The organism is Chryseobacterium metallicongregator, from assembly GCF_031324065.1.
GTDB lineage: Bacteria > Bacteroidota > Bacteroidia > Flavobacteriales > Weeksellaceae > Chryseobacterium > Chryseobacterium metallicongregator.
The window spans coordinates 212,863-236,941 of the sequence record NZ_JAVIXS010000021.1; the positions used below are offsets into that span (position 1 = coordinate 212,863).

General features: G+C 34.8%; 25 protein-coding genes. 23 read left to right on the plus strand and 2 right to left on the minus strand.

Features of this window, described 5'->3' with window-relative positions:
* The first annotated feature begins 12 nt into the window (after positions 1 to 12).
* From REB14_RS23325 to lepA, 4 genes are all read left to right on the plus strand, one after another.
* Positions 13 to 495 (plus strand): hypothetical protein, encoded by a 483-nt coding sequence (locus tag REB14_RS23325; protein WP_309523415.1) that lies wholly within the window; start codon positions 13 to 15, stop codon positions 493 to 495.
* Between the two features lie 6 nt (positions 496 to 501).
* Positions 502 to 1,014: a hypothetical protein gene (locus REB14_RS23330; RefSeq protein WP_034694012.1), complete on the plus strand. Its 513-nt coding sequence runs from the start codon at positions 502 to 504 to the stop codon at positions 1,012 to 1,014.
* Between the two features lie 100 nt (positions 1,015 to 1,114).
* Positions 1,115 to 2,134 carry a hypothetical protein gene (locus tag REB14_RS23335; RefSeq protein WP_309523416.1) on the plus strand — a complete coding sequence of 340 codons (1,020 nt, stop codon included), beginning with the start codon at positions 1,115 to 1,117 and terminating at the stop codon, positions 2,132 to 2,134.
* Positions 2,135 to 2,258: 124 nt separating this feature from the next.
* On the plus strand, positions 2,259 to 4,055 hold the full coding sequence (gene lepA / locus REB14_RS23340) for a translation elongation factor 4 (protein WP_079243675.1): 1,797 nt from the start codon (positions 2,259 to 2,261) through the stop codon (positions 4,053 to 4,055).
* A 48-nt stretch (positions 4,056 to 4,103) separates the two neighbouring features.
* On the opposite strand, the gene REB14_RS23345 is transcribed toward lepA, so the two are convergent.
* Complete coding sequence (locus REB14_RS23345) at positions 4,104 to 4,745, minus strand: DUF1579 domain-containing protein (protein ID WP_079243674.1); 642 nt, start codon at positions 4,743 to 4,745, stop codon at positions 4,104 to 4,106.
* 123 nt (positions 4,746 to 4,868) lie between these two features.
* Here REB14_RS23345 and REB14_RS23350 point away from each other — a divergent pair, with 123 nt between their 5' ends.
* From REB14_RS23350 to REB14_RS23435, 18 genes are all read left to right on the plus strand, one after another.
* Complete coding sequence (locus REB14_RS23350; RefSeq protein ID WP_309523417.1) at positions 4,869 to 5,564, plus strand: NUDIX hydrolase; 696 nt, start codon at positions 4,869 to 4,871, stop codon at positions 5,562 to 5,564.
* Between the two features lie 379 nt (positions 5,565 to 5,943).
* Positions 5,944 to 6,486, plus strand: a complete 543-nt coding sequence (locus REB14_RS23355; protein WP_309523418.1) for an NADAR family protein — start codon at positions 5,944 to 5,946, stop codon at positions 6,484 to 6,486.
* Positions 6,487 to 6,519: 33 nt separating this feature from the next.
* Positions 6,520 to 7,068 (plus strand): 2OG-Fe(II) oxygenase, encoded by a 549-nt coding sequence (locus REB14_RS23360; RefSeq protein ID WP_309523419.1) that lies wholly within the window; start codon positions 6,520 to 6,522, stop codon positions 7,066 to 7,068.
* A 77-nt stretch (positions 7,069 to 7,145) separates the two neighbouring features.
* Positions 7,146 to 7,481, plus strand: coding sequence for a hypothetical protein (locus tag REB14_RS23365; RefSeq protein ID WP_309523420.1), 336 nt, complete (start codon positions 7,146 to 7,148; stop codon positions 7,479 to 7,481).
* A 2-nt stretch (positions 7,482 to 7,483) separates the two neighbouring features.
* A complete protein-coding gene (locus REB14_RS23370) occupies positions 7,484 to 8,329 on the plus strand; it encodes a hypothetical protein (RefSeq protein ID WP_309523421.1) in 846 nt (281 codons plus the stop codon).
* Between the two features lie 31 nt (positions 8,330 to 8,360).
* The gene (locus tag REB14_RS23375) at positions 8,361 to 9,431 is read left to right on the plus strand and encodes an adenylosuccinate synthetase (protein WP_309523422.1); all 1,071 of its coding nucleotides are present in this window, start codon (positions 8,361 to 8,363) and stop codon (positions 9,429 to 9,431) included.
* Between the two features lie 94 nt (positions 9,432 to 9,525).
* A complete protein-coding gene (locus tag REB14_RS23380; protein ID WP_079244025.1) occupies positions 9,526 to 9,996 on the plus strand; it encodes a macro domain-containing protein in 471 nt (156 codons plus the stop codon).
* 53 nt (positions 9,997 to 10,049) lie between these two features.
* Complete coding sequence (locus REB14_RS23385; RefSeq protein WP_309523423.1) at positions 10,050 to 10,472, plus strand: ADP-ribosylation/crystallin J1; 423 nt, start codon at positions 10,050 to 10,052, stop codon at positions 10,470 to 10,472.
* A 75-nt stretch (positions 10,473 to 10,547) separates the two neighbouring features.
* Positions 10,548 to 11,183 (plus strand): DUF4291 domain-containing protein, encoded by a 636-nt coding sequence (locus REB14_RS23390; protein WP_309523424.1) that lies wholly within the window; start codon positions 10,548 to 10,550, stop codon positions 11,181 to 11,183.
* Positions 11,180 to 11,689, plus strand: coding sequence for an O-acetyl-ADP-ribose deacetylase (locus REB14_RS23395; RefSeq protein ID WP_309523425.1), 510 nt, complete (start codon positions 11,180 to 11,182; stop codon positions 11,687 to 11,689). Before REB14_RS23390 ends, REB14_RS23395 begins: the two co-directional genes overlap by 4 nt.
* Positions 11,686 to 12,270: a hypothetical protein gene (locus tag REB14_RS23400; protein WP_309523426.1), complete on the plus strand. Its 585-nt coding sequence runs from the start codon at positions 11,686 to 11,688 to the stop codon at positions 12,268 to 12,270. Before REB14_RS23395 ends, REB14_RS23400 begins: the two co-directional genes overlap by 4 nt.
* Positions 12,267 to 12,953 (plus strand): SIR2 family NAD-dependent protein deacylase, encoded by a 687-nt coding sequence (locus tag REB14_RS23405; protein ID WP_309523427.1) that lies wholly within the window; start codon positions 12,267 to 12,269, stop codon positions 12,951 to 12,953. The genes REB14_RS23400 and REB14_RS23405 overlap by 4 nt, the downstream gene beginning before the upstream one ends.
* Complete coding sequence (locus tag REB14_RS23410) at positions 12,953 to 13,918, plus strand: ADP-ribosylglycohydrolase family protein (protein WP_309523428.1); 966 nt, start codon at positions 12,953 to 12,955, stop codon at positions 13,916 to 13,918. Before REB14_RS23405 ends, REB14_RS23410 begins: the two co-directional genes overlap by 1 nt.
* Before the next feature lie 13 nt (positions 13,919 to 13,931).
* The gene (locus REB14_RS23415) at positions 13,932 to 15,962 is read left to right on the plus strand and encodes a tetratricopeptide repeat protein (protein ID WP_309523429.1); all 2,031 of its coding nucleotides are present in this window, start codon (positions 13,932 to 13,934) and stop codon (positions 15,960 to 15,962) included.
* Positions 15,959 to 16,501 (plus strand): RNA 2'-phosphotransferase, encoded by a 543-nt coding sequence (locus REB14_RS23420; protein WP_079243662.1) that lies wholly within the window; start codon positions 15,959 to 15,961, stop codon positions 16,499 to 16,501. Before REB14_RS23415 ends, REB14_RS23420 begins: the two co-directional genes overlap by 4 nt.
* 1 nt (position 16,502) lies before the next feature.
* Positions 16,503 to 17,231, plus strand: a complete 729-nt coding sequence (locus REB14_RS23425) for a metallophosphoesterase family protein (protein ID WP_309523431.1) — start codon at positions 16,503 to 16,505, stop codon at positions 17,229 to 17,231.
* Positions 17,232 to 17,361: 130 nt separating this feature from the next.
* Positions 17,362 to 19,086 carry a M14 family metallopeptidase gene (locus REB14_RS23430; RefSeq protein WP_309523432.1) on the plus strand — a complete coding sequence of 575 codons (1,725 nt, stop codon included), beginning with the start codon at positions 17,362 to 17,364 and terminating at the stop codon, positions 19,084 to 19,086.
* Between the two features lie 92 nt (positions 19,087 to 19,178).
* On the plus strand, positions 19,179 to 19,967 hold the full coding sequence (locus REB14_RS23435) for a T9SS-dependent choice-of-anchor J family protein (RefSeq protein ID WP_309523433.1): 789 nt from the start codon (positions 19,179 to 19,181) through the stop codon (positions 19,965 to 19,967).
* Between the two features lie 55 nt (positions 19,968 to 20,022).
* Here REB14_RS23435 and REB14_RS23440 read toward each other — a convergent pair whose 3' ends face one another.
* Positions 20,023 to 20,904: a cupin-like domain-containing protein gene (locus tag REB14_RS23440; protein WP_309523434.1), complete on the minus strand. Its 882-nt coding sequence runs from the start codon at positions 20,902 to 20,904 to the stop codon at positions 20,023 to 20,025.
* A gap of 449 nt (positions 20,905 to 21,353) precedes the next feature.
* Between REB14_RS23440 and REB14_RS23445 the strand changes: the two genes are divergently transcribed.
* Positions 21,354 to 24,065, plus strand: coding sequence for a carboxypeptidase regulatory-like domain-containing protein (locus tag REB14_RS23445; protein ID WP_309523435.1), 2,712 nt, complete (start codon positions 21,354 to 21,356; stop codon positions 24,063 to 24,065).
* The last annotated feature ends 14 nt before the right edge of the window (positions 24,066 to 24,079 follow it).

Consider the following 24,079-nt stretch of genomic DNA (forward strand, 5'->3'; position numbering starts at 1 on the left):
GTTCCTGATAATATGTTTGAAAATATTCAGGAGAGCGTTATGAATGATATAAAGACAAGTAAAAAAGCACCTGTCTTTAAGCTGAATTGGATGTATGCAGCAGCTGCATCGCTGGCTTTGATTTTTGGAGCAACTTATGTTTTTAATTCAGATAAAGATTCCACAGAACAAATCCTGAACTCTAAAACAACCTATGTTGCCAATAACGGAGAGCCCAAAACAGAAAGCGAGCTGGCTTATGAAACTTTAAAATCTGATTTAACTTCTGTTGAAAATAATAATCAAACAGTTGAAAATCAAAAAAATAGCAATGTTTACGCTTCTAAAGGGTTAATTGAAACTAAAAAAACAACAGAGAGCCCTAAACCGGTGAAAACTGTAAAGAAAAAAGAAGAAACACGAATGAATGAATATCTGGACTCGTTTTCTAATTCTGAAATTGCAGAGTTAGCAAGTAATTCGACTCAGGACGTTTATTTGGATATTTATAATTAAAAGAAAATGAAAAAGATATTATTGACGTTTTTGATTATTTATGGCTTTGGATTAAATGCCCAAAGAACAGATTATGATTGGAAAAAGATGGATCCTAAACAAAGAAAAGAAGTCATCAATAATCTTTCTCCGGAAGAGAGAAAAGATCTCCTGAAGAAATTCAGGAACAATATGATCATGGATAATCTGAATGTTGATCCGGATGATAAAGCAGAATTTACACAATTGTATAACGAATATCTGGATAGCCAGAAGCAGATAAAAAGTCAGTTTAATTCCAACTTTGATCCCGAAACTTTATCAGATGACGAAGCGAAAGCTAAACTGCAGCAAAGTTTTGAAGTAGGGCAGAAGCTATTGGATAACAGGAAAAAATATGCAGATAAAATGCAGCAGGTAATTCCCTGTCAAAAAGTTCTGAAATTATTTCAATCCGAAAAGATGATGAAGGATAAAATGGATGAAAGAAAACCTCACGGAAATAATAACAATGCTTCCGGAACTAAACAGAACCCATAATAGTTTATTTTTTTAATGTTGGACGGCTCTTCCAGATTTTTTCTGTGAGAGCCGTTTAATTTTACAACAAAAAAAATTATTTTTACCCCAAAGTTTATCTATGAAAAAAGTACTTTTCTTTTTATTGTTTTCGATCGTATTATGGGGTCAGAAAATAGAAACAATTGATCTTTCAAAATCTATTAAAGACAGCAAAAACTCTATCAAAAGTTTTACGGTGATAGATCAAAGAGCCATTCAGGAAATCGGAATGGTCATGTATCATAAGGATGAAGTGAAAGTTGTTTTCGAAAATAATGCAGGCAAAGACATACAGGATTGGTTTTATAAGTACAATCCGACACGAGGAAATAATGATATGGTTTTTTTGCTTGAAAATTTAAGTATTTCAGAAGATAAGAAGGAAAAGTACTCTATCGGAAAGCTTGAACTAAAGGCAAGTACATTTATTAAGAAAGAAGACGGATATCATTTTATAGATAGAATAGACACTATCGCAACCGTCTCATCACGTACAACACCTTATCTGGCACAAAGCCTTGCAAGAAAAGTGACTTTAATTCTTACTGATCTTTTTAAAGACTCCTATAAAGCAAGCCCTTGGGAACTTAGCATTTCAGAAAATGATTTTCCTGATTATGTCTCTGTATTAAAAGAAAAACTGAGTATTCTAAAAGCAAATGAACTTAAAGAAGGGGTTTACAAAGACTATTACAGCTTTTTTACTCACAATCCTGAACCTGGATTTACTTTGCAGGCTAATGATAAGGGAATCGTTACAAAGGCCTTAAAAGGAGATGAAAAAACAGCAATAAGACATTTCTATGCTTTTGTCTATAAGGGCATAGCGTACAAAAATATTCCTGTAGGTTACACTGAGATTTTCAAAGATGATCATGGAGTTTTTATAGAGGTAACAAAAGCAGAATTATTTCCTGAAACGGCTACAACCGGCGTTACAATTGGTGCTGCTGCAGGTGGTTTGATTGGTGGCGTTATTGGAGCTGTGATAGATGTCAGTTTATCAGGCAAAAGAAAGAATACTGTAGGACCTAAAGTTTATCTTGATCCTTTTACTGGAAATTACCTGTTACCGGAAGACTTTGGCAAAACAAAATAATATTTGAAAAGAGGGAAAATTTTTCCTCTTTTCTTATTGTTATCTGTGTTTCAGTTAAAAGAAAGAATTAAGAATGAAAAATTCTCCTGCATTTTCTTATCTTTGCAAACTACAAGATTCTTAAATGAAAAACATACGAAATTTTTGCATAATCGCTCATATCGACCATGGTAAAAGTACCCTGGCAGACCGTCTATTGGAGTATACGAATACCGTTACCCAAAGAGAATTACAGTCTCAGACGCTGGATGATATGGATTTGGAGAAAGAACGTGGGATTACGATTAAGTCACACGCGATCCAAATGGATTATGAGTATAAAGGAGAAAAATATATTTTAAACCTTATTGATACCCCAGGACACGTAGACTTCTCTTATGAAGTTTCCCGTTCTATTGCTGCCTGTGAAGGTGCACTTCTTATTGTAGATGCTGCACAGAGTATTCAGGCTCAAACCATTAGCAACCTGTATCTTGCATTGGAAAATGATTTAACGATCATTCCGATTTTGAATAAAATTGACCTTCCATCTGCCAACCCTGAAGAAGTAACCGATGAGATCATGAACCTTATCGGATGCGAATATGAAGATGTATTGAGAGTTTCCGGTAAAACAGGAGAAGGTGTTCATAACCTTTTAGAACAGATTGTTGAAAGAATTCCTGCACCGGTAGGAGATCCTGAAGGACCACTTCAGGCTTTGATCTTTGACTCTGTATACAATCCGTTCAGAGGTATTGAAGCTTATTTCAAAGTAGTGAACGGAAGCATCACTAAAAATGAAAAGATTAAGTTCTTCGCTACAGGAAAAGAATATGGAGCTGATGAAGTAGGTACATTAAAACTAAAGCAGGTTCCAAAGAAAACAATCCATTGTGGTGACGTAGGATATCTTGTATCGGGTATTAAAGATGCCCGTGAAGTAAAAGTAGGAGATACCATCACTTCATTTGAAAAGCCAGCTGACGGACCAATTGATGGATTCGAGGAAGTAAAACCAATGGTATTTGCCGGGATTTATCCAATTGATTCTGAAGATTTTGAAGAATTAAGATTCTCTCTTGAAAAATTAAGACTGAATGATGCTTCTCTGGTTTTCGAGCCGGAAAGTTCTGCAGCACTTGGATTTGGTTTCCGTTGCGGATTCCTGGGAATGCTACACATGGAAATCGTTCAGGAACGTCTAGACAGAGAGTTCAATATGAACGTAATCACAACGGTACCGAACGTTTCTTATTTTGGATATACTAAAAAAGAACCTGAAGTTCCGATTTTGATCAACAACCCGTCTGAAATGATGGATCCTTCAACGATGGATAGAGTAGAAGAACCTTTCATCAAGGCTTCTATCATTACAAAATCTGATTTCGTAGGAGCTGTAATGACTTTATGTATCGAAAAAAGAGGAGAAATCGTTAACCAGAGTTATCTGACATCAGAAAGAGTAGAGTTAATTTTCAATATGCCGCTTGCTGAGGTTGTATTCGACTTCTATGACAGATTAAAATCTATCTCTAAAGGATACGCTTCATTCGATTATCATCCAATCGGATTCAGAGCTTCCAAACTGGTAAAAATGGATATCCTGATCAATGGGGATATGGTAGATGCCTTATCATCTTTGATTCACGATTCTAACGCTTATTATATTGGTAAAAGAATGTGTGAAAAGCTTCGTGAGCTGATTCCTAGACAGCAGTTTGATATTGCTGTTCAGGCTGCATTAGGGACGAAAGTAATTGCCAGAGAAACGATTAAAGCCTTAAGAAAAGACGTTACTGCAAAATGTTACGGAGGAGATATCTCCAGAAAACGTAAACTATTGGAGAAACAGAAAGAAGGGAAGAAGAAAATGAAGCAGATTGGTAGAGTAGAAGTACCACAATCGGCATTCATGGCTGTATTAAAACTGAATGACTAATTCATTATAAAAATAGAAAACCGCTTCACACGAAGCGGTTTTTTTGATTTATTTTTTACGGGTATATTTTATTTCCATCGTTTTGTACTCTTTTCCTGTCTTAGAATCAGGGCCGTACATTTCAAGTTTTTGAGTGTTATCATCCACAAAGGTGAATACTTCTCTGAAATCACAATCCTTTCCGGGTCTTGAAGGATCGGTCATTTTTCCTTTAAATTCAACAGATTTTGTAGAAGGATTCCAGTCTCCTTCGCTATGCATGATTCCAGTTCCCATATTGTCTATCCAGGTACTGACAAACTTCTTTTTTGAATTGTCATATCCTACAATGCTCATCCCTTCAAAAGGCATTCCCATAAAGTCACCTTTGTGATTAGTAATCTGATAACGTCCGCCAAACATCATTTTATTGGTAGCCTCGGATTTACTCATCATAGGTTTTGCTCCGTTTTCCATCCACATGGTAGTTTCTCCGTTCCAGGTTCCATCAGATTTTGCAAGCATTTTTTGCATTTCTCCCGGAGTTGAGTATGCCATCCAGTCTTTCATGGCGGTTGCTGAATCTACAGGTTTCCATTCAGAGGTAGATGCTGAATCTGTTTTGTCAGAGCCAGTGGCAGCTGTTGTTTTTCCTTTCTCACAAGCTATTAATAATAAAACTGCAGAAAGAATTGTTAATAAATTTTTCATAATAATTTAGTTTTAAGATGGTTAGAAAGATAACTTAAAGATAAGAACTTTTATTATAACGGAAATTATTTTTTAATACAGGCATAAATCGTAGCTTTGTGTATTCGTAACGCAAATCAATGTATGGAGTCTCCTAAAAAATTACAGGATATAAAAGTGGCTGTAGATGCCGTTATTTTCGGATATTTTGATAAGAAAGATCTTCAGATTCTTCTGATTAAAAGAAATATTGACCCTTTTAAAGGTGGATGGGCTCTTCCGGGAGGGCTTGTTCTTGATGATGAAAGTGTAGATGATGCGGTAAAAAGAGAACTCTATGAAGAAGCCGGCATAAAACCCGATTTTTTGGAGCAATTGTATACTTTTGGTAATCTGGGTCGTGATCCGAGAAACAGAGTGGTTTCTGTTGCTTATTTAGGGCTTGTCAACCCTTCTTATCATGAGCTGTTTGCTGACTCAGATGCCGAAGACGCGCAATGGTTCAGTATCAATAAACTTCCTTCAGTTGCTTTTGATCATAAAACAATCATTGAGATTGCTCTAAAAAGACTTCGCACAAAAATTCAATACCAGCCAATCGGCTTCAATCTTCTCAACGAAGAATTCCCTTTTTCAGATCTTGAAAACCTCTATAAAACTATTGTCGGACAGGAAATCGACAGAAGAAACTTCCGTAAGAAAATCATGAGCTACGGACTGCTTAACGAAACCAACAACGTCAAAAAAGAAGGCAGCGGCAGGCCCGGAAAACTTTTTACTTTCAATAAAGAAAAGTATAAAGAGCTGGAAGAGCAGGGGTTTTATTTTGAAATAAAATAGGATCTCTAACCACAAAGTTCACAAATGAATTCACACTAATGCTCACTAATAGATAGGAGTGAGAAAAAGAAGATCACTCAAAGTAAATTCAATAAAAAATGCCTGTCGCAAAGGTCATCCTGTTTGTCTTTTGTCATTCTGACGAAGGAATAATCTCCATTTTGTCATCCTGTTTAAATTCTTCAAATTCTTTCGCTTTAGCCTAAGCATATTCAACATTTGTGTCATTCGTGATTAAAATTTGTGTGATTCGTGTTTATCGAAATTAAATTTTTATCACTGTAAATCAAGTAATTATGTTTATTAGCGTAAAATTAACACAAATAAATTTGGTGCAAAGACTGATAATATTTTAAATTTGTGTCAAAATAACGCAATCATGAAATACACCATACAAAATATTACAGAACGCTTTCAAAAAAAGGAAAGGATAAAATTTCTCTTTTTCTGGGGACATTCAGCAAAAGATATTATTACCAAATCATGTTTCAGTCAATGGTTTCCGGGAAGATTTGAAGAAAACGGAATCATTTATAAAACTGCAGAACATTATATGATGGCTGGAAAAGCCAGATTGTTTAATGATCCTGAAACCGAAGCGGAAATTTTAAAGGCAGATACTCCTAACCAGGCAAAAGCGCTGGGAAGAAAAGTAAAAAACTTTGATCCGAAACGTTGGGATGAGCATAAATTTGAACTGGTAACCCAAGGAAACCTTTTGAAATTCTCTCAGAATCAGAAATTTAAATATTTTCTTTTGTCAACAGGAGATAAAATTCTGGTAGAAGCCAGTCCCTATGACAGAATCTGGGGCATCGGAATGCTGGAAACAGATAACAGAGCTGAGAATCCTTTATTATGGAACGGAGAAAACCTCTTAGGATTTGCTTTGATGGAAGTAAGAGATCAATTAAGAAGGTAAAAACACACACAACACCAACACAAAATAGGAATTATGGAAAAAATAGAATTACACCCACAGATATTTCTGATAGAAGATTTTCTTACTGAAACCGAATGTGATCAGTACATCAGCCTTTCACAGGAAAAGGTTTTTGAAGAAGCAAAGATCAATGTATTTGGGCGTCAACAAATGAATAAAGGAATCAGAAATAATGATCGATTGATGATTTTTGATACTGCAATGGCTCAAGATCTTTTTGACAAAGCAAACCAATTATTACCTCAGGAATGTGATGGATATCAGCTTTTTAACTTTAATGAAATGCTCAGAGTTTATAAATATGCTCCCGGACAGCAATTCAAAATGCACAGAGACGGAAGCTATATCCGAAATGAGAAAGAGAAAAGCTTTTATACCTTTATGATCTATCTGAATGATGATTTTGAAGGAGGAGAAACAGAGTTTGAAAACCTATTTACAGTAGCTCCCAAAAAAGGAACAGCCCTTATCTTTCATCACCCTTTAAGACATGAAGGAAAAACATTGATCAGCGGATTAAAATATGTATTGAGAACAGATGTAATGTATTCAAAAGTATAAATTATCCGTAAAAAAGGAAGGCATTCCTATGTCTAGTTTAATTAGTGTATTATTAACACAAATAAAAATATTTGATCATGGAAGATGAGTTTAAACCAAGATTTATCGAATCATTACAAAGAAATAATGATCAGATCAGAGAAGACCGTGCAAAGATCATTGGAGCAGATTCCGAATTCATCTACAGACGAAGAGTTGAAGATATCGAATTAAAAATCAAAAGACTTGAGCGCGAACAAGAAGGGCTTATTGATATCAGTCCTTTAGACAGAAACAGTCTGACTTTTGCGGATTTCAATCCCGAAGCATTCGTTCAGAAAGACATGGAATTATCATTAACAATCAGAAATCTGAATATTCAGCTTGAAGTAACCCAGAAGAGATTTGAATATTTATTTGGAAAAAAATTATAATCATGGGAAGTACAAGATACGATTTAGACGCTCGTTATGATAGAGCAAGCAAAGCAGGTTACGGAACAAAATCCGTAGGGGAAATTTTCACCCAAAATGCCAAAAGAATGGCCCATGAATCAATGAATCCCCATGGAATTTCTTTCAGAGAATCCAGAGATTCAGAAGTTCACCCTCACTCAGTTCCGATTATTTTAGGGTTAGATGTTACCGGAAGTATGGGACATATTCCCCATGAACTGATCAGAGAGGGATTACCAAAACTAATGGGCGGAATTATTCAGGGTGGAGTTCCGGATCCAGCCTTATTATTCCTGGGAATTGGAGATCATGAATATGATGGCTATCCGCTTCAGGCTGGGCAGTTTGAGTCAGGCGATGAAGAACTGGATATGTGGCTGACAAGAACCTATATAGAATCCGGAGGTGGCGGAAATGCCGGTGAAAGTTATCTTTTAGCATGGTATTTTGCAGCATTCCACACCAGAACAGATGCTTTTGAAAAAAGAGGACAAAAAGGATTACTGTTTACCATTGGCGATGAACCTTGCTTGAAAACACTTCCTGCTTCAGCCATCAGGGAAATTATGGGCAAAGGACAGCAAACGTATACCCATATTGAATTATTGGAAGAAGCAAAGAAAAAATATGAAGTATACCATATCAGTGTTTTGCATTCTGATCAGGCACTCAGAGCAGACCGGGGATGGAGAGAATTGTTAGGTCAAAACTGTATATCCATTGAAGATCACAGAGAAATCCCCAATGTTATCAAAGGAATTATCTGTGATAAGTTTAAAAATAAAACCTTAGGAACAACAGGTTTAGATCAGTTTCAGATGCTTTAGAACAAGGCATTGACATTTAAAATAAAAGGACATGAAAAAGGCGCAAATCGTAATAGGACTAGGTTTTGGTGATGAAGGGAAAGGAATTACCACAGATTTTCTGGCTTCTCAGCATCCTGAGGCTGTTGTGATCAGATTTTCAGGAGGTCAGCAGGCGGCACATACCGTAATGATGGATGAAAGAAAACATGTACATTCCAGTTTTGCAAGCGGAGCACTCAGAGGGCTGCCTTCTTACTTTACCGAGCACTGTACGATACACCCTGTTTTTCTGTTCAATGAAAGAGAAGAATTAAAATCAAAGAATGGAAATATTGAACTGCATATTCATCCATTGGCAAAAGTGACCACTCCTTTTGATGTATGGCAGAACAGAACCAATACCAGAAATCTGGAACACGGAACCTGCGGAAAAGGAATAGGAGCAACGATGAAAAGAAACGAAAGTCCTTATAAACTTTTTGCGATAGATCTTATTGGACCAAGAGAAATGCTCATGGAAAAACTAAAAGGGATTGCTTATTATTATGGCTTTGTCGAAGAGAATGAGATCAGCGAACTCTTGAACCCTTTTTTAGAGGCTATTGATAAAATTGATTGGGAAATAAATGATTATACCTGGCTGGCTTCATTCAACCACCTTATTTTTGAAGGAAGCCAGGGTATTTTACTCGATATGGATCATGGCGTTTTTCCCAATGTGACCTATGCTCATACCACTTCAAAAAATGCATACGAAATCTGTAAGCTTTTAAAAATTGAAGACATTGAAATGTATTATGTCACCAGAAGCTATGCAACCCGTCACGGAAACGGCTGGATGAGCAATGAAAAACAAATGAATCTGAAAAATAATGAAGAAGAAACCTGTACATTTAATGAATATCAGAAGGAGTTAAGAACAGGAAAAATAGATTACAGCCTCTTGAATTATGCTTTGAAGTTAGATGGAGCTTATGTATTTCCGGCTAAAAAGAACCTTGTGATTACCTGTTTGGATCAGATGGATGAGCAATTTAAGCTGGAAAATCTGGATATAGAATTTGATGCTGTCTACGGATCTTATTCTCCCTATTCAAAAGATTTTAAACAGATTTTTTAATTTCTAAAGAAGTAAGAAACAGAAGGATAAAAGCATTAATTTTATAGTTAATGACAGAATAGAAGAATGATTTAATGATTGAAAAATAATGACCATGAAAACAATACAATATATAAAAGGAGACGCTATCCGACCAAATGTTGAAGGAAACAAAATAATTTCTCATATCTGCAATGATATAGGAGGTTGGGGAAAAGGTTTTGTAACTACCATTTCCAAAAGATGGAAGCAGCCGGAACAAGCGTACCGTGAATGGTTTAAGAGCAAAGAAAACTTTATCCTAGGCGAAATTCAGATGGTTCAGACAGAAAAAGATATCTGGATTTGCAATATGATTGCTCAACATAACATTATTACTCATTCGGATATTCCTCCTATTAGATATAATGCTCTGGAAGAATGTTTATTGAAGCTTTCTTATGAGGCTCAGGAACAGTGTGCTTCAGTACATATGCCGAGAATAGGATGTGGTCTGGCTGGAGGAAAATGGGAAGAAATAGAACCCATTATTGGAAGAACACTGCTTGCAAAAGATGTGGAAGTGTATGTATATGATTTTGAATAAAAACTAAAGTTATAAAAACAATTACATTATACAGACCAGTAGGAGAAAAAGAAATGATCTTGATTATAGAAAGTGGATTTGAAAAATTTCCTCCAAGATTGGATTGGCAGCCCATTTTTTATCCTGTACTTAATGAAGAGTATGCTTCTGAGATTGCTGAAAAATGGAATACCAGAGATGAAGCTGGAAACTATCTTGGTTTTGTAACCCAATTTGATGTACTGGAAGAAGTGGCAGCTCAATATCCTGCTCAGAATGTAGGAGCAAGAAACCACAACGAACTATGGATTCCATCAGAAGAGCTGGAGAGTTTTAATAAAGCCATTGTAGGAAACATCAAAGTAACCCAAGTATTTATAGGAGATCAGTTTGAAAAAGCAGGAAATATGGAGTTGGGAGACCTGATTTCTAATATAAAAGAATTAACTATTACCAATAATGGAATGGCAAAAGATACATCTCCTGACAAAATATAAAAATAAATTTAAGAGAGTGGTTTTTGCAGTACTTACCAAGAAAGAAGAAATGCTGAAACCAATTGAAGAAATACAATGAAAATCAAATTAAAAGAATATAAAGAACAACTGCAGGATTGGCCTGAACAAGGATATCACATCATGGCTCAATATGATGATGAGAAAATTATAGTGTATCAGTCTTATAGAAAAGAAATTGGAGAATTTGCTGTTAAGAACCAATTCTTCGGTGGAGGTTTCAGCCTCGAAAGAATGACTTGGATAAAGCCAAATTTTCTTTGGATGATGTACAGAAACGGATGGGGTAGAAAAGAAGGTCAGCAAAGTGTTTTAGCACTTCATTTGAAGAAAGAAGCTTTTATAAAATATCTGGAAAATTCTGTATATTCTTCTTACAATAAAGGTTTGGGGATTGCAAGAGATGAATGGCAGAAGCAGATAAAAGAATCTTCAGTGAGATTGCAGTGGGATCCGGATCATGATCCTTTTGGAAATAAACTGGAAAGAAGAGCCATACAGATTGGTTTACGGAATGAATTTATTAAGTCTTTTGCTAAGGATGATATTCTTTTGATCGAAAATATTTCAGATTTTGTAACAGAACAATATCAGTTTGTACTGAATGATAATTTAGATAATCTGATCATCCCTGAAGAAAAACCTTTATTATTTGATGATGAGGTTTTAAATAGAAAACTCAATTTAAGATGAAAATTGAATTAATAAAAGGAGACATCACAAAGATCCAAGCTGATGCAATTGTCAATGCTGCCAATTCATCCTTACTTGGTGGAGGCGGTGTAGATGGAGCTATTCACAGAATGGGAGGGCCACAGATATTGGAAGAATGTATTGCGATCAGAAATAGACAAGGAAAATGCAAAACGGGAGAAGCGGTAGTAACAAATGCAGGAAATCTCCCTGCAAAATATGTTATTCATACCGTAGGTCCTGTTTGGAACGGTAACGAGGAAAAGGAATCAACTCTTCTGGCAAACTGTTATCGCAATTCTTTGAATTTAGCAGAAAGCCTTGATGTGAAGACGATTGTTTTTCCTAATATTAGTACAGGAGTTTATAGATTTCCAAAAGAACAGGCAGGAAAAATTGCGGTAGATGAAGTAAGAAAATTTCATTCAGATATTATTGAGAAAGTTATTTTTGTCTGTTTTGATGATGAAAATGAAATGATTTATAAAGACCTTTCACAACTGTGAAAAAAAATAATTTCAGATTCGTAGATCAACCTGAAGATCCTAATATTGGACTGACAAATGAAGAAATTGCATTTCTTCAAAAAGAATTGAATCTGCAGTTTCCTGAAAATTATATTTATTATCTTCAACATGCTGGAAAAAAATCAAATGTTTTCCCAGTGGAAAATAATATTGTAAAGCTGAAAAAATACCAAAGTCAATTGAAAAAAGCTTTGAAGCAAAGGGACTTATTGAGCACTGAAAGTCTTTTTTGTTTTCAGTATAATATCGAATATGAACCTCTGGTGGGACAGGATTTTGAAACCTTTTATTTTTTTAATTTATCTGATTCTAAATCTCCCAATCTGTATATTTTTGGTGATTTTATCACAAATTTTGACTGGTTGGGGTATGATAAAGAGCTTACGAATAAAGAAAATTTTGTAGATTTTATTAACTATAAAACGAAAGAAAAATTCAGAATAAAAGAAGTCATAGGAGTAATAGATATTTTAGTATGGATATTACTAATTCCTGTTTTTATCATCATTTTGATCATTATTATTTTTCAGAATGTAAAAGAAAAAATTAAAAAACCATGAAAAAACTAACCATATTAAGCGGCGCAGGAATCAGTGCCGAAAGCGGAATAAAAACTTTCAGAGACGGAGACGGTCTTTGGGAAAATCATAATGTAACAGATGTGGCAAGTCCGGAAGGATGGCGAAAAGACAGAGCTTTGGTGCTGGAATTTTACAACCAGAGAAGACGCCAGCTACACGAAGTACAGCCCAACGAAGCCCATCACTTACTGGCAGAACTGGAAAAATATTTTGATGTTCAGATCATTACACAGAATATTGATGACCTTCATGAAAGAGCAGGATCTACTAAGATTCTTCATATTCACGGAGAATTGTTCAAATCATGCTCATGCAACAATAAAAGTCTGATTTATGAACAAAAAGAAGATATCAAAATTGGGGACAAAGCTGAAGATGGAGCACAATTAAGACCATATATCGTTTGGTTCGGAGAAGATGTTCCTTTGTATCAGAATGCAAGAGAAATCGTGAAAGATTCAGATATTTTACTGGTTATCGGGACATCTTTACAGGTATATCCTGCAGCCGGACTGATTCATGATATCAAGGATGACTGCCTTTTAATCGTTATCAATCCCAATGAAACTGGATTTGGTTACGGGCAGAGAGCGGTTGTAATGAAAGAAACAGCAACCCAGGGAATGAAATTATTATTTGATAAACTGGTCAATCTTGCCTGATGGAAAATAAAGTAAAAGCCGGAATCATGGGCGTTTGCATCGGAGATGCGCTTGGTGTTCCGGTAGAGTTCAAAAGCAGAGAACAGCTTAAGTGCTCACCTGTTACTAAAATGCGTGCTTTAGGAACCCATCACCAACCTGCAGGAACATGGAGTGATGATGGTTCTTTGACACTGTGTCTTGCAGATAGTTTGCTTAAAGGATATAATCTCAAAGACATCGCAATGAAATTTTTGCAATGGTATAATACAGAAATATGGACTCCTCATGGGAGTGTTTTTGACATAGGCATTGCAACTTCACAGGCTATTCATAGAATTGGAAAAGGGGTTTCTCCTACTTTATGTGGTGGGAATTCTGAGTTCGACAATGGGAATGGTTCTTTAATGCGAATTATACCACTCGTATTTTACATCAGGGATTTTCCTGTTGAGAAGCGGTTTGATATTATAAAAGACGTTTCCTCTATTACACACAGACACATCCGTTCAGTTTTGGCCTGTTTTATTTATTTGGAATTTGCTTTGGAGATTCTGAAAGGGAAAGAAAAGTGGGAAGCATATAGAACAATGCAGAAAACAGTTAGGGAATTTTTGGATTATAATCTTATTTGTTCGCAAAATGAAATGGATAAATTCCATCGGATTTTAGAACTAAAAATAGGAGAATATGATTTGGCTCCCCTGCATACTTTACAGGAAGAGGAAATAAGCTCTTCTGGCTATGTTCTTCACAGTCTGGAAGCCTCACTATGGTGTTTTCTCAACTCAGAAAGCTATTCAGAAGCAGTTTTGAAGGCTGTAAACCTAGGAGAAGATACCGATACCACCGGAGCAATCACAGGAGGTATTGCAGGAATTTATTATGGATTTGAAAATATTCCGGAAGATTGGATTTCAGAGCTGGTGAGAAAGGATGATATTGAGAAATTGTGTGAGAAATTACATCAAAAATTAATGAATTAAAATTTGAATAACCATGAATAAAAACACAATAGAATATCTAGCTTATTTGTTAGATGAAGCACGAAATCAGGAAGGAAAGGAAAAAGCAATAGTTTTTTTGGGAGCTGGTGTATCAGTTTCAGCTGGTATACCACTTACCGGAACTATAGTTGAAGATATTAAAGAAAAATTTGGAAATAATCCTATTATTAAAGAATGCATCAATAATAAAAATGATGATTATTATAGCTTAATGGGTGCGCTAACAGCAGATGAAAGAAGAGATCTATTTCATTTTTACGTTACACGAGATGAAGTAAAACTTAATTTGGCCAACATCTATTTAGCACAGTTATTGAAATTAGGCTATGTTGATTACATTGTTACCGTAAATTTTGATGATTTAATTCTTAAAGCATGTACTTTATTTAATTTTTTACCGCCTGTTTATGATATTTCCAACATAAAAACTATTACAACAACTGATATTAGAAAAGGCTCTGTAATTTATTTACATGGGCAATATTTTGGACAATGGTTACTAAATAATCCTGATGAATTAAAGAAAGTAGAAGATGAAGTTTTACAATTATTTAATGCCATAAAAACAAGAAGAACTTGGATTGTTGTTGGTTATAGTGGTAATGATGGAATTTTTGAGAAAATAAAATCATTGGGAAGTTTTTCTAGTGAATTATTTTGGATCAAGAATAAATTCTCTGAAGGGGATGAAACTGTTATAGAATTTATTGAAACCCCGAATATAAATGCTCATAAAATAGAAGGTTATTATGCAGATTCATTTTTTTTAAAATTGCATGCTGAGCTTTCGAAATTAAATAAAAATTTAGAAGCTCCAGAAATCATTTCTAGACCATTTACATTTGTTAAATCTGTTTTACAAAGTATTAATGAAATTAAAGAGGATGATGAATTAAATGACAATGTAAAAAAAATGGTCATAAGCTGTAATGAAAGAATCGATAAGGCAATAGCTGAATATGAAGATGAAGAAACAGAAGAAAATTTAAAACAACGAATTCTTGATGCCATACTTAAAGAAGATTTTAGTGAAGAAATGGCACTATCTTTTGAAAATGAAGCTAAACAAAAGAATTATAAAAATGTTTCAGAGTTATCTTCATATTATAACGACTGGGGGGTTTATTTATTACGTTTAGCTAGACAGCAAAATGATGAGGGTTTATTTAAAGAAAGTATTGAAAAATACAAAAAAGCATCAGAATTAAATCCTAAGGACGTGTATGTTTATAATAATTGGGGGAATGCTCTTTTAGGGCTAGCCGGAAAACGAAATGATGAGGGTTTATTTAAAGAAAGTATTGAAAAATATAAAAAAGCATCAAGATTAGATCCTAAAAATTCAAGTGTTTTTTACAATTGGGGAAACGTTTTATTTGGCTTGTCAAATAATAATAATGATGAGATCTTATTAAAAGAAAGTATTGAAAAATACAAGAAAGCATCAGAATTAGATCCTAAAAATTCAAGTATTTTTAATATTTGGGGAATGGCTTTACAAAATTTAGCAAGAAATGAGAATAATGAGATTTTATTTACGGAAAGTATTGAAAGATTTAAAAAGGCTTCAGAATTAGACTCTAAAAATGCATCTATTTTTTATAATTGGGGAGTAGGGTTATCTGGTTTAGCAAAATTGAAAAATAGCGAGGATTTGTTTAGAGAAAGTCTTGAAAAATATAAAAAATCCTCGGAATTGGATCCTAAAAACCCAAGAACTTTTTATAATTGGGGATATTCTTTAATAAGATTAGGTCAATTATTAAGTGATGATAAATATTTAAGGAAAGCATTGGAAATAACACAAAAAGGATATGAATTAGGAGGAAACCCATATAATATGTCTTGTATTTATGCTCTTTTAAATGATAAAGAAAACGCGCTGAAATATTTAAAGGAAACTCTAGATAGTAATTTTATAACGTTAGAAGAAATTTACAAAGATGATGATTGGAATATCTTTAAAAGTGATAATGATTTTCTTAATTTAATAAATCAATATAAAATTAAACACAAACCATGAACGAAATAGAAAAGAAAAAAATAAGTAAATTTTTAAGCCTGATCCTGCGGCATCAGCCGGAAAGTATAGGACTTACACTGGATGAAAAAGGTTGGGCAGATGTAGAAGAGCTAAGAGCAAAATCAGCCCAAAAGAGAATGCTTTTTACTCCCGAAGAATTAGATGAGGTAGTAGAAACCAACAATAAAAAGCGTTTTGCTTTTAACGAAGATAAAACCATGATCAGAGCAAGCCAGGGACACTCTATTGATATCGATCTGGCGTTGGAAGCCAAGCAGCCTCCGGAATTTCTGTACCATGGAACAGCAGAAGCCAATATTTCTTCCATTTTAGAAAAAGGAATTGAAAAAAGAACACGTCAGCATGTACACTTAAGTGCTGATAAAGAGACCGCTGCAAAGGTCGGGATGAGACACGGCAAACCTGTGATTCTGACCATCAGAACCGGAACAATGCATCAGGAAGGATTATCTTTCTATCAGTCTGCAAATGGAGTTTGGCTTACAGATTTCGTGGATGCAAAATATATCTCGAAGTAAAATGAGCAAAACATTAGTCATAGGAGACATCCACGGAGGATTTAAAGCCTTGTTGCAGGTTCTTGAAAGAGCAGGAGTGACCGAAAATGATCGGCTGATCTTCCTCGGCGATTATGTGGACGGATGGAGCGAGTCTTCACAAATCATACAGTTCTTACTGGAACTTTCCGAAAGACAGGAATGTATTTTCATCAAAGGAAATCATGATGCATGGTGTGAAGACTGGCTGAGTTTGGGACAAAACCCCAATGTATGGCTTTTCAATGGAGGGAAAAGTACAGTAGAAAGTTATGCTGATTATTCCCTTGAAGATTTGGATATTCATCTCGAATTCTTTCAAAGGATGAAAAATTATCACATTGATGATCAGAACCGACTGTTTATTCATGCCGGATATGCTTCTATGCACGGTCCTGAAAAAGAAGTCTATTCCAGCAATTACCGCTGGGACAGAACGCTCTGGGAAACGGCTGTAGCCATGGATAAAAAACTAGAAAAGAATTCAGAATTATATCCTAAAAGACTGCTTTTGTATAAAGAAATATTCATCGGACATACGCCTACTCTTGATATTGGAATCAAAATACCCGCCAATAAAGCCAATATCTGGAATATGGATACCGGAGCAGCCTATACCGGATCTTTATCCATCATGGATATTGATACCAAACAATTCTGGCAAAGTGATCCGCTTCCCTCCTTATATCCTGAAGAAAATGGCAGAAATTGATACTATCGGAAACAAACCTCACAGGTTTTTAAAGCCAGTGAGGTTTCTATTTTAAAAACATTTTACCCATCAACATATTCTCATTTCTCCTAAAAGATAACTACTTTTAAAGTCTGAAAATATGACTTCAATGAAACTGAAATATCTTTTATTCACCCTGAGTTCTACTTTGTTTTTTGCTCAAAAATCATTTCAGACTCCTTTTGAAAAAGGAAATGGAAATCAGACGGTTACCTACGATGAAATGAACGGCTATTATCAGGATCTGGCGAAAAATTTCAATACCATTCAATACCTTAAAAAAGGAGAAGATGACAACGGAAAACCCATTTATGTAGTGGTTTATAACCCTTTTCCTGAAAAAGATCTTGAAAAATTAAGAAAAGACAAAGCCATTCTCTTCGTCAATAATGGAATTCATCCCGGAGAACCGGACGGAATTGATGCAACCATGATGATGATGAGAGATCTTGCCACTAAAAAGATTAAAACTCCACAGAATTTTATCATTGCCGCTATTTCTGCGTATAATGTAAGTGGAATGCTCAACAGAGGTTCGTATTCAAGAGCCAATCAAAATGGTCCGGAACAGTATGGTTTCCGAGGAAATGCCAGAAATTATGATCTGAACAGAGATTTTATCAAGGCAGATTCTAAAAATGCCAGAAGCTTTCAGGAAATTTATCATTGGTTAAAACCGGATGTTTTCATTGATAACCATGTCAGCAACGGAGCAGATTATCAATATACATTCACCTATATTTCTACGTTTAAAGAACGTCTGGGAAACACCCTTGGAAATTATTTCTACAATGATTATCAGGCTAAAAATCTTGAGGATATGAAAAAGCTGGGGTATGAAAGTACTCCCTACGTCAATATTCACGGAGATGTTCCGGAAGTAGGATTTGCCTCATTTGAAGATTCTCCCCGATACTCTACAGGATATACTTCCCTTTTTAATTCTTTAGGAACCGTTCCTGAAACCCATATGCTGAAGCCTTATGACAAAAGAGTAGATGCCACTTACAAATATATGTTGGTGAATCTGCAGAATTTGGATAAAGATTATCATAAAATAAAGCAGCTTCGTATAGAAAATCTAAAACAATATCAGGCAGGTAAACCATACGGAATCCGTTGGAAAATAGATTCTACAAAGTTCTCTACCATGGATTTTAAAGGTTATGAAGGAAAATACAAACCCAGTGAAGTTTCAGGCAAACCAAGGCTGTATTATGACAGAAATAAACCCTTTACAAAGAATATAAAGCTCTTTACGACGGCTGTTCCAACGGGATATATTACCATTCCAAAATATTATGTAATTCCGCAGTCGCAGTACCGGGTGATTGAAGAATTTAAAAGAAACAATATTCAGATGAAACCGATTCGGAAAGACAGTACTTTAGCAGTTGAGTCCTATAAAATTAAGGATTTTAAAACCGTTAAAAACCCTTACGAAGGACATTATCTGCATTTTGAAACTATAGTTGATGCTACACAGAAAAACAGGACATTTACAGCCGGAGATTATCTGGTTTCAACCAATCAGCCTGGTGTAAAATATATTGTAGAAACCCTTGAACCTGAGGCTTTAGACTCATTTTTCAACTGGAATTTCTTTGATGGAATTCTGGCACAGAAAGAATACTATTCTGCTTATATTTTTGAAGATACTGCTTCTGAACTTTTGAAAAAGGATAAAAAATTGAAAGAAGAGTTTAAAGCTGCTAAAGCATCAGATAAAAAGCTATCAGAAGATGGAGATGCACAATTAGATTGGGTGTACAGACATTCTCCTTATTTTGAAGAAAAAACATTCAGACAGTATCCCGTTTACAGAGTGTTATAAAAATTTTTTCACAAAAATTTTGATGTTTTTTTATAGTAATTTGTTAATCAATGTTTTATTTTTTTATTAAATTAGTATCAAAAACAAACACTATGAAACAAATTTATCAATTCGTAACATTGCTGTGCTTTGTACCAATAGGTTTACTGGCGCAATATTCTCAAAGTTTCGATTCGGCAACAATGCCTGCCGACTGGACAATAATTAATGGTGGAGATGCCGGAACCTGGGAAACCTTTAGTTCTTATGACTCTTCATTCAATGCTCCTCATTCGGGAACCCATTTCCTTGGATTGGAGTATGGCAGTACTTCCCATGATGATTATGCCATAAGCCCTGCTATAGTGGTTACTGCAGGAGTATCTGATAAGCTTACTTTCTGGGCAAGAAACAGAGGGGCAGGACTTGCTGAGACGGTGGATATAAAAGTATCAACAACAACTCCTACTATTGCAGGCCTTACCAACACGCTCGCTGCAGCAGTAAAACCTCCTACTTCGTGGAATCAGTATACGTACGATCTGACTCCTTTTGTAGGACAAACAATTTATATTGCTTTTCATTCCACTACAGAAGATGTCTGGTTTATTGGGATCGATGATTTCCAGATTTCAGCAAACAGTCTATCGGTTTCTGATGCAAAAGCGGATAAGAGCCGTGCATCTATCTATCCAAATCCGGCACAAGATGTTTTATACATCAAAAATAAAACTAAGATCTCTGAAATTAACATTTATGATCTTAACGGAAAGCTAGTGAAAAAAGAAACGATGGATACAGAAAACGGAACTGTAAATGTAAGTGAACTGGCAGCAGGAAATTACATAGTGAAGATCAAAGATAAGGAGACTGAAAAAGGCTATAAAATGATTAAGAAATAACATTTTTATAATAGAATGAAAAAGAAAAGACGTTTCACTTGAAACGTCTTTTTTATTATCTTGGTAAGCCTCTCTTCAAGGCCATTTCTGCTCTTTTAACTGCCATCTTCTCTTTCCAGTCCATATAGCTCTTTTTGAAGTTCGACTTCATAATGTCGTCAAATTTACGCTGTACAGTAAGATTCCATAGAGAATGTGCTTTTACTGCCCATGATTTGTCCCATGCTCTTAAGGAAATTGAGAAACTTCCATCCAGATATTTCATCCAATGCCACCAGCCTGTAGGCATAAATAAAGTATCACCATGTTCAAGATAGCATTCAATTCCTTCTACACCATCCAGTGCAGGGAATTTTGTGAAATCAGGGTTTTCAATATCATAATCTTCCAGTGCATACGTTGCATAAGGAATCTGGTAAAGTCTTTCTCTCCATTTATAATCAAAAAGAAGAATGTGTTTTCTTCCGTTGAAATGGGTATGGAAAATATGAGCCATATCGATATCGAAGTGAAGGAAGGTAACAGAACCTTTTCCTCCAAAGAACATATTCGGGTATTTATCAAGGAAGCCTCCCATTAATTCTTTAGGAGAAATATAATCTTCCAAAAGTTTAGGAGCGTATTTTATGGGGTCGAAGAGAAAAATTCTAAGATCAGTAGGTTCTCGCTGGATAAGATCTATATAATCTCCGAACTTCATTGTTGCTGCTGATGCATTGATGGGAGCAGAAGGATCTGCCTTTGAACTGTCATATAGCGGGACTTCCACATCTCCTACAACCTCCTTCATATATTCCATCGTCCATTTTTGGTAAGCAGGCCATTTTTTTGCCATATTTTTGATGACAACGGGCCTTCTTGGCTTCAGATATTTTTCGTAGAATTCTTCTTTCGAAATGTCATCTACAACATCTATAGGCTTTAAAATTATTCCCATTTTATAAATTTTATGTTACAAAATTATTAAATATATATTTATGAGATAGCGTTTAATTTTTTTTTAATCTATGATTCAAATCAGATTTTCCTATTTAGAATAAGTAAGATTATTAATTCCTTAGCTTCTTATTAAAATTGTTCTTTTATCTAGTCAATAAGATAAAATCTATTCAGATTATGTTACATAAATTAAAAAATAAATCACTCACTTATTTTGCTATTTTTTTATGCCAAACATGATTTTAGGATAAAATAAATATTTGCAAAAACGAATAAACAGATTTTGAATCTGCTTAAAAAGATTTCTTTTTTTAGAGGAAAATCAAAAGCTTGAAAAATATCACTATTTTTGTAGTGATATTGATTTAACCTTTAACTATAAAATTCATCTTTATAAAAAGTGTAACAAAAAACTATAATGATTAACTAATTGAGCAAATAATAGGTATGAAAAAAAATATTTCTTTATTTCTGATGCTTTTCTTTACTGTACTTACTTATGCACAGAAAACGGTTTCAGGAAAAATTACTGATGATGACGGGGTGGCAATACCAAGCGCCAGTGTAACCATAGAAGAACCAGGTAAGGATGCTATTCTTGCTTACGCCATTACGAATTCCAAAGGAGAATATAAAGTAACTTTTACATCCGCTGAATCCAATGTAGATCTGAAAGTGAAAGCATTCAATCAGAAACCTCTTACAAAGCAAATTAATAACAGCGATCAGACTCTGAACTTTAAAATGCAGTCTGAAGCTACAGAAATTAAAGAAGTACAACTAAAAACCAAAATGATCACCGCAAGAGGTGACACCATTTCTTACGATCTTAAGGCTTTCAATAGTAAGAACGACAGAACCCTTGCGGATGTAATGAAAAAGATTCCGGGAATTGAAGTAAACAAAGACGGAACAATTCTATACCAGGGAAATGCCATCAATAAATTCTACGTCAACGGAAAAGACCTGATGGAAGGGGGCTATGGAACCATCAACAACTCACTTCCTAAAGATGCTGTACAGAAAGTAGAAGTTCTTGAGAACCACCAGCCGGTAAAAATACTTCAGGATAAAGTACCTTCAGACCAGGCAGCCATCAATATCAAACTGAAAAACTCTGTTACCATGACCGGGAGAGGTGAAGTTGGGACCGGATTTGGAGATCCATGGCTTTGGAATGTAAAACTGACGCCTATGTTTTTCGGACAGAAAAGCCAATGGGTTGTCAATTATAAAACCAATAACATGGGTGAGCAGGTGGAAAATGAAGGAAATATTCTGGCATTCGGAAATGGATGGGAAGGCAGAAGAATTAATGCTGGTCAAAATAGCTGGCTAAATGTAGAAAATGCAACCACTCCTGATCTACCGGTAAAGAGATACTTAATGAATAATGTGCATTATCTGTCAGCCAATTATTTAGTAAACATTGATAAGAAGAAGGAATGGGAATTAAAAGCCAGTGCAAATTATACTAATAATGTGGTAAATAGGGAAAGTTATACTCAGAAAAATTATTTCGCAACACCTACATCGGGGGAATCTACTGTTATCCAAAATATCCTGAATAATTTTTATACAGATAAAGCAAAAGGAGAATTAATTTTCACGAAAAATGCCAAGAAAGGATTTTTTAAAAATACGACAAGCTTTTCTCAATTCTGGAATGCAGACAGAGCGTTAGCGGATAGAAACAGTACATCGGCTAATACTTCAAGCAGACATGGTGAAGAAGCTTTGGAATCACCTACATCATCATTCCAAAACTCATTAAGTACGATAATCCCATGGAAGGAAAAAATGGTTAATGTTAAATCATTTATCAATTATCAAACTGATAGACAAACTTTAGATGTGACACCCGCTTCATACCTTGAGATTCCTGGATTTACGCCAGGTGCCAATGCTGAAATGGTGCGACAGAATTTCAGATTAAAAACTTTTGAAGCCAATCATTCTGCTAATGTTGGATTTTCAGCAAAAGGATGGACATTTACACCTGAAATAGGATTCAATTATAAGACAACAGCTCTTAATTCTACATTAACAAACCTTCAGGCAGGACAATATCTTGAATATGGAGAAAAGTATAATAACGATCTTTCTTATTCCATAGCTACACCTTATGGAAGCCTTGGAGTAAATTATAAAAGTGAATCATGGATGCTTTTTGCTAATCTTCCTGTTAACTCCAACAATATTAAAGCAGATGATCCAACAAGAAACGTTTCTAAATCTGTAAATAAAATTACTTTTGAACCTAATATTTTCTTACAATATTCATTTGCTTCATTTTGGAAGGCGTCTGTAAATGGGAATATTAACAACAACTTTGGAGATGTAAATACTGCTTATGCAGGATTCTTAATGCAGTCTCCAAATGGTATAAATGTTATGGACCCTCAAAATCCAATACCACAAAATAATAGTAAATCTACCGGAACAAGATTGGAATATAGAAATCCACTTAATAATTTGTTCTTTAATATTAATTATAGATTCAGTGACAGCAAAAGAAACCTTATTTCTGATCCTGAGAGAAATAACGAAGGATTTATTATTGGACATTATAAAGAGCAAGACAATCATGCAGTAAGTAATGTATATAGTGCAGAAGTAGGAAAATATTTTCCAAAGTTTAAAACAAATGCCTCAGTAAGCTATAGTAATAATACTTCACGTTCTGATGCCTATCTGAATAAGGGAGCATATGCAAGTGAAAATAATAGCCAGTCTTTTGGCTTTAAATTGAATAATACATACTTCAGCTGGATGAGTTTGGATTATAATGGTAGTATTTCTATCACCAAACAAACCAATACAAGTTTCATTTCTGAACTTAACGGTAAAAGCAAAAGAAACGGATATAATCATAACCTGGCGGCATTCTTTTATCCTCTAGAAAATCATACAATAGGATTTAATTGGGATCAGGTAAATAGCAGTAATGCAAATCAAAGCTACAATAATGCTTTTTATGATATTTCGTATCAGTTTTCATGGGCAAAAAAGAAAGTTGATTTTGAAATTAAATGGATGAACATTGCCAACAGAAAGGTTTTTGAAACATATGATGTAAATGCAACGGCAACAACATACAGCAGAATCCAACTTCGTCCTAGTCAGGTAATGTTTACTGTAAAATTCAACTTTAAATAAAATAAAAACCAATC

Excerpts from the sequence above, each read along its gene's own strand:
- REB14_RS23435 (WP_309523433.1), top strand. The coding sequence starts at position 19,179 with ATGAAACAAATTTATCAATTCGTAACATTGCTGTGCTTTGTACCAATA.
- lepA (WP_079243675.1), top strand. The coding sequence starts at position 2,259 with ATGAAAAACATACGAAATTTTTGCATAATCGCTCATATCGACCATGGT.
- REB14_RS23380 (WP_079244025.1), top strand. The coding sequence starts at position 9,526 with ATGAAAACAATACAATATATAAAAGGAGACGCTATCCGACCAAATGTT.
- REB14_RS23425 (WP_309523431.1), top strand. The coding sequence starts at position 16,503 with ATGAGCAAAACATTAGTCATAGGAGACATCCACGGAGGATTTAAAGCC.
- REB14_RS23440 (WP_309523434.1), bottom strand. The coding sequence starts at position 20,904 with ATGGGAATAATTTTAAAGCCTATAGATGTTGTAGATGACATTTCGAAA.
- REB14_RS23445 (WP_309523435.1), top strand. The coding sequence starts at position 21,354 with ATGAAAAAAAATATTTCTTTATTTCTGATGCTTTTCTTTACTGTACTT.
- REB14_RS23405 (WP_309523427.1), top strand. The coding sequence starts at position 12,267 with ATGAAAAAACTAACCATATTAAGCGGCGCAGGAATCAGTGCCGAAAGC.
- REB14_RS23430 (WP_309523432.1), top strand. The coding sequence starts at position 17,362 with ATGAAACTGAAATATCTTTTATTCACCCTGAGTTCTACTTTGTTTTTT.
- REB14_RS23385 (WP_309523423.1), top strand. The coding sequence starts at position 10,050 with ATGATCTTGATTATAGAAAGTGGATTTGAAAAATTTCCTCCAAGATTG.
- REB14_RS23360 (WP_309523419.1), top strand. The coding sequence starts at position 6,520 with ATGGAAAAAATAGAATTACACCCACAGATATTTCTGATAGAAGATTTT.
- REB14_RS23390 (WP_309523424.1), top strand. The coding sequence starts at position 10,548 with ATGAAAATCAAATTAAAAGAATATAAAGAACAACTGCAGGATTGGCCT.
- REB14_RS23365 (WP_309523420.1), top strand. The coding sequence starts at position 7,146 with ATGGAAGATGAGTTTAAACCAAGATTTATCGAATCATTACAAAGAAAT.
- REB14_RS23415 (WP_309523429.1), top strand. The coding sequence starts at position 13,932 with ATGAATAAAAACACAATAGAATATCTAGCTTATTTGTTAGATGAAGCA.
- REB14_RS23330 (WP_034694012.1), top strand. The coding sequence starts at position 502 with ATGAAAAAGATATTATTGACGTTTTTGATTATTTATGGCTTTGGATTA.
- REB14_RS23375 (WP_309523422.1), top strand. The coding sequence starts at position 8,361 with ATGAAAAAGGCGCAAATCGTAATAGGACTAGGTTTTGGTGATGAAGGG.
- REB14_RS23355 (WP_309523418.1), top strand. The coding sequence starts at position 5,944 with ATGAAATACACCATACAAAATATTACAGAACGCTTTCAAAAAAAGGAA.
- REB14_RS23370 (WP_309523421.1), top strand. The coding sequence starts at position 7,484 with ATGGGAAGTACAAGATACGATTTAGACGCTCGTTATGATAGAGCAAGC.
- REB14_RS23420 (WP_079243662.1), top strand. The coding sequence starts at position 15,959 with ATGAACGAAATAGAAAAGAAAAAAATAAGTAAATTTTTAAGCCTGATC.
- REB14_RS23350 (WP_309523417.1), top strand. The coding sequence starts at position 4,869 with ATGGAGTCTCCTAAAAAATTACAGGATATAAAAGTGGCTGTAGATGCC.
- REB14_RS23410 (WP_309523428.1), top strand. The coding sequence starts at position 12,953 with ATGGAAAATAAAGTAAAAGCCGGAATCATGGGCGTTTGCATCGGAGAT.
- REB14_RS23345 (WP_079243674.1), bottom strand. The coding sequence starts at position 4,745 with ATGAAAAATTTATTAACAATTCTTTCTGCAGTTTTATTATTAATAGCT.
- REB14_RS23325 (WP_309523415.1), top strand. The coding sequence starts at position 13 with ATGTTTGAAAATATTCAGGAGAGCGTTATGAATGATATAAAGACAAGT.
- REB14_RS23335 (WP_309523416.1), top strand. The coding sequence starts at position 1,115 with ATGAAAAAAGTACTTTTCTTTTTATTGTTTTCGATCGTATTATGGGGT.
- REB14_RS23395 (WP_309523425.1), top strand. The coding sequence starts at position 11,180 with ATGAAAATTGAATTAATAAAAGGAGACATCACAAAGATCCAAGCTGAT.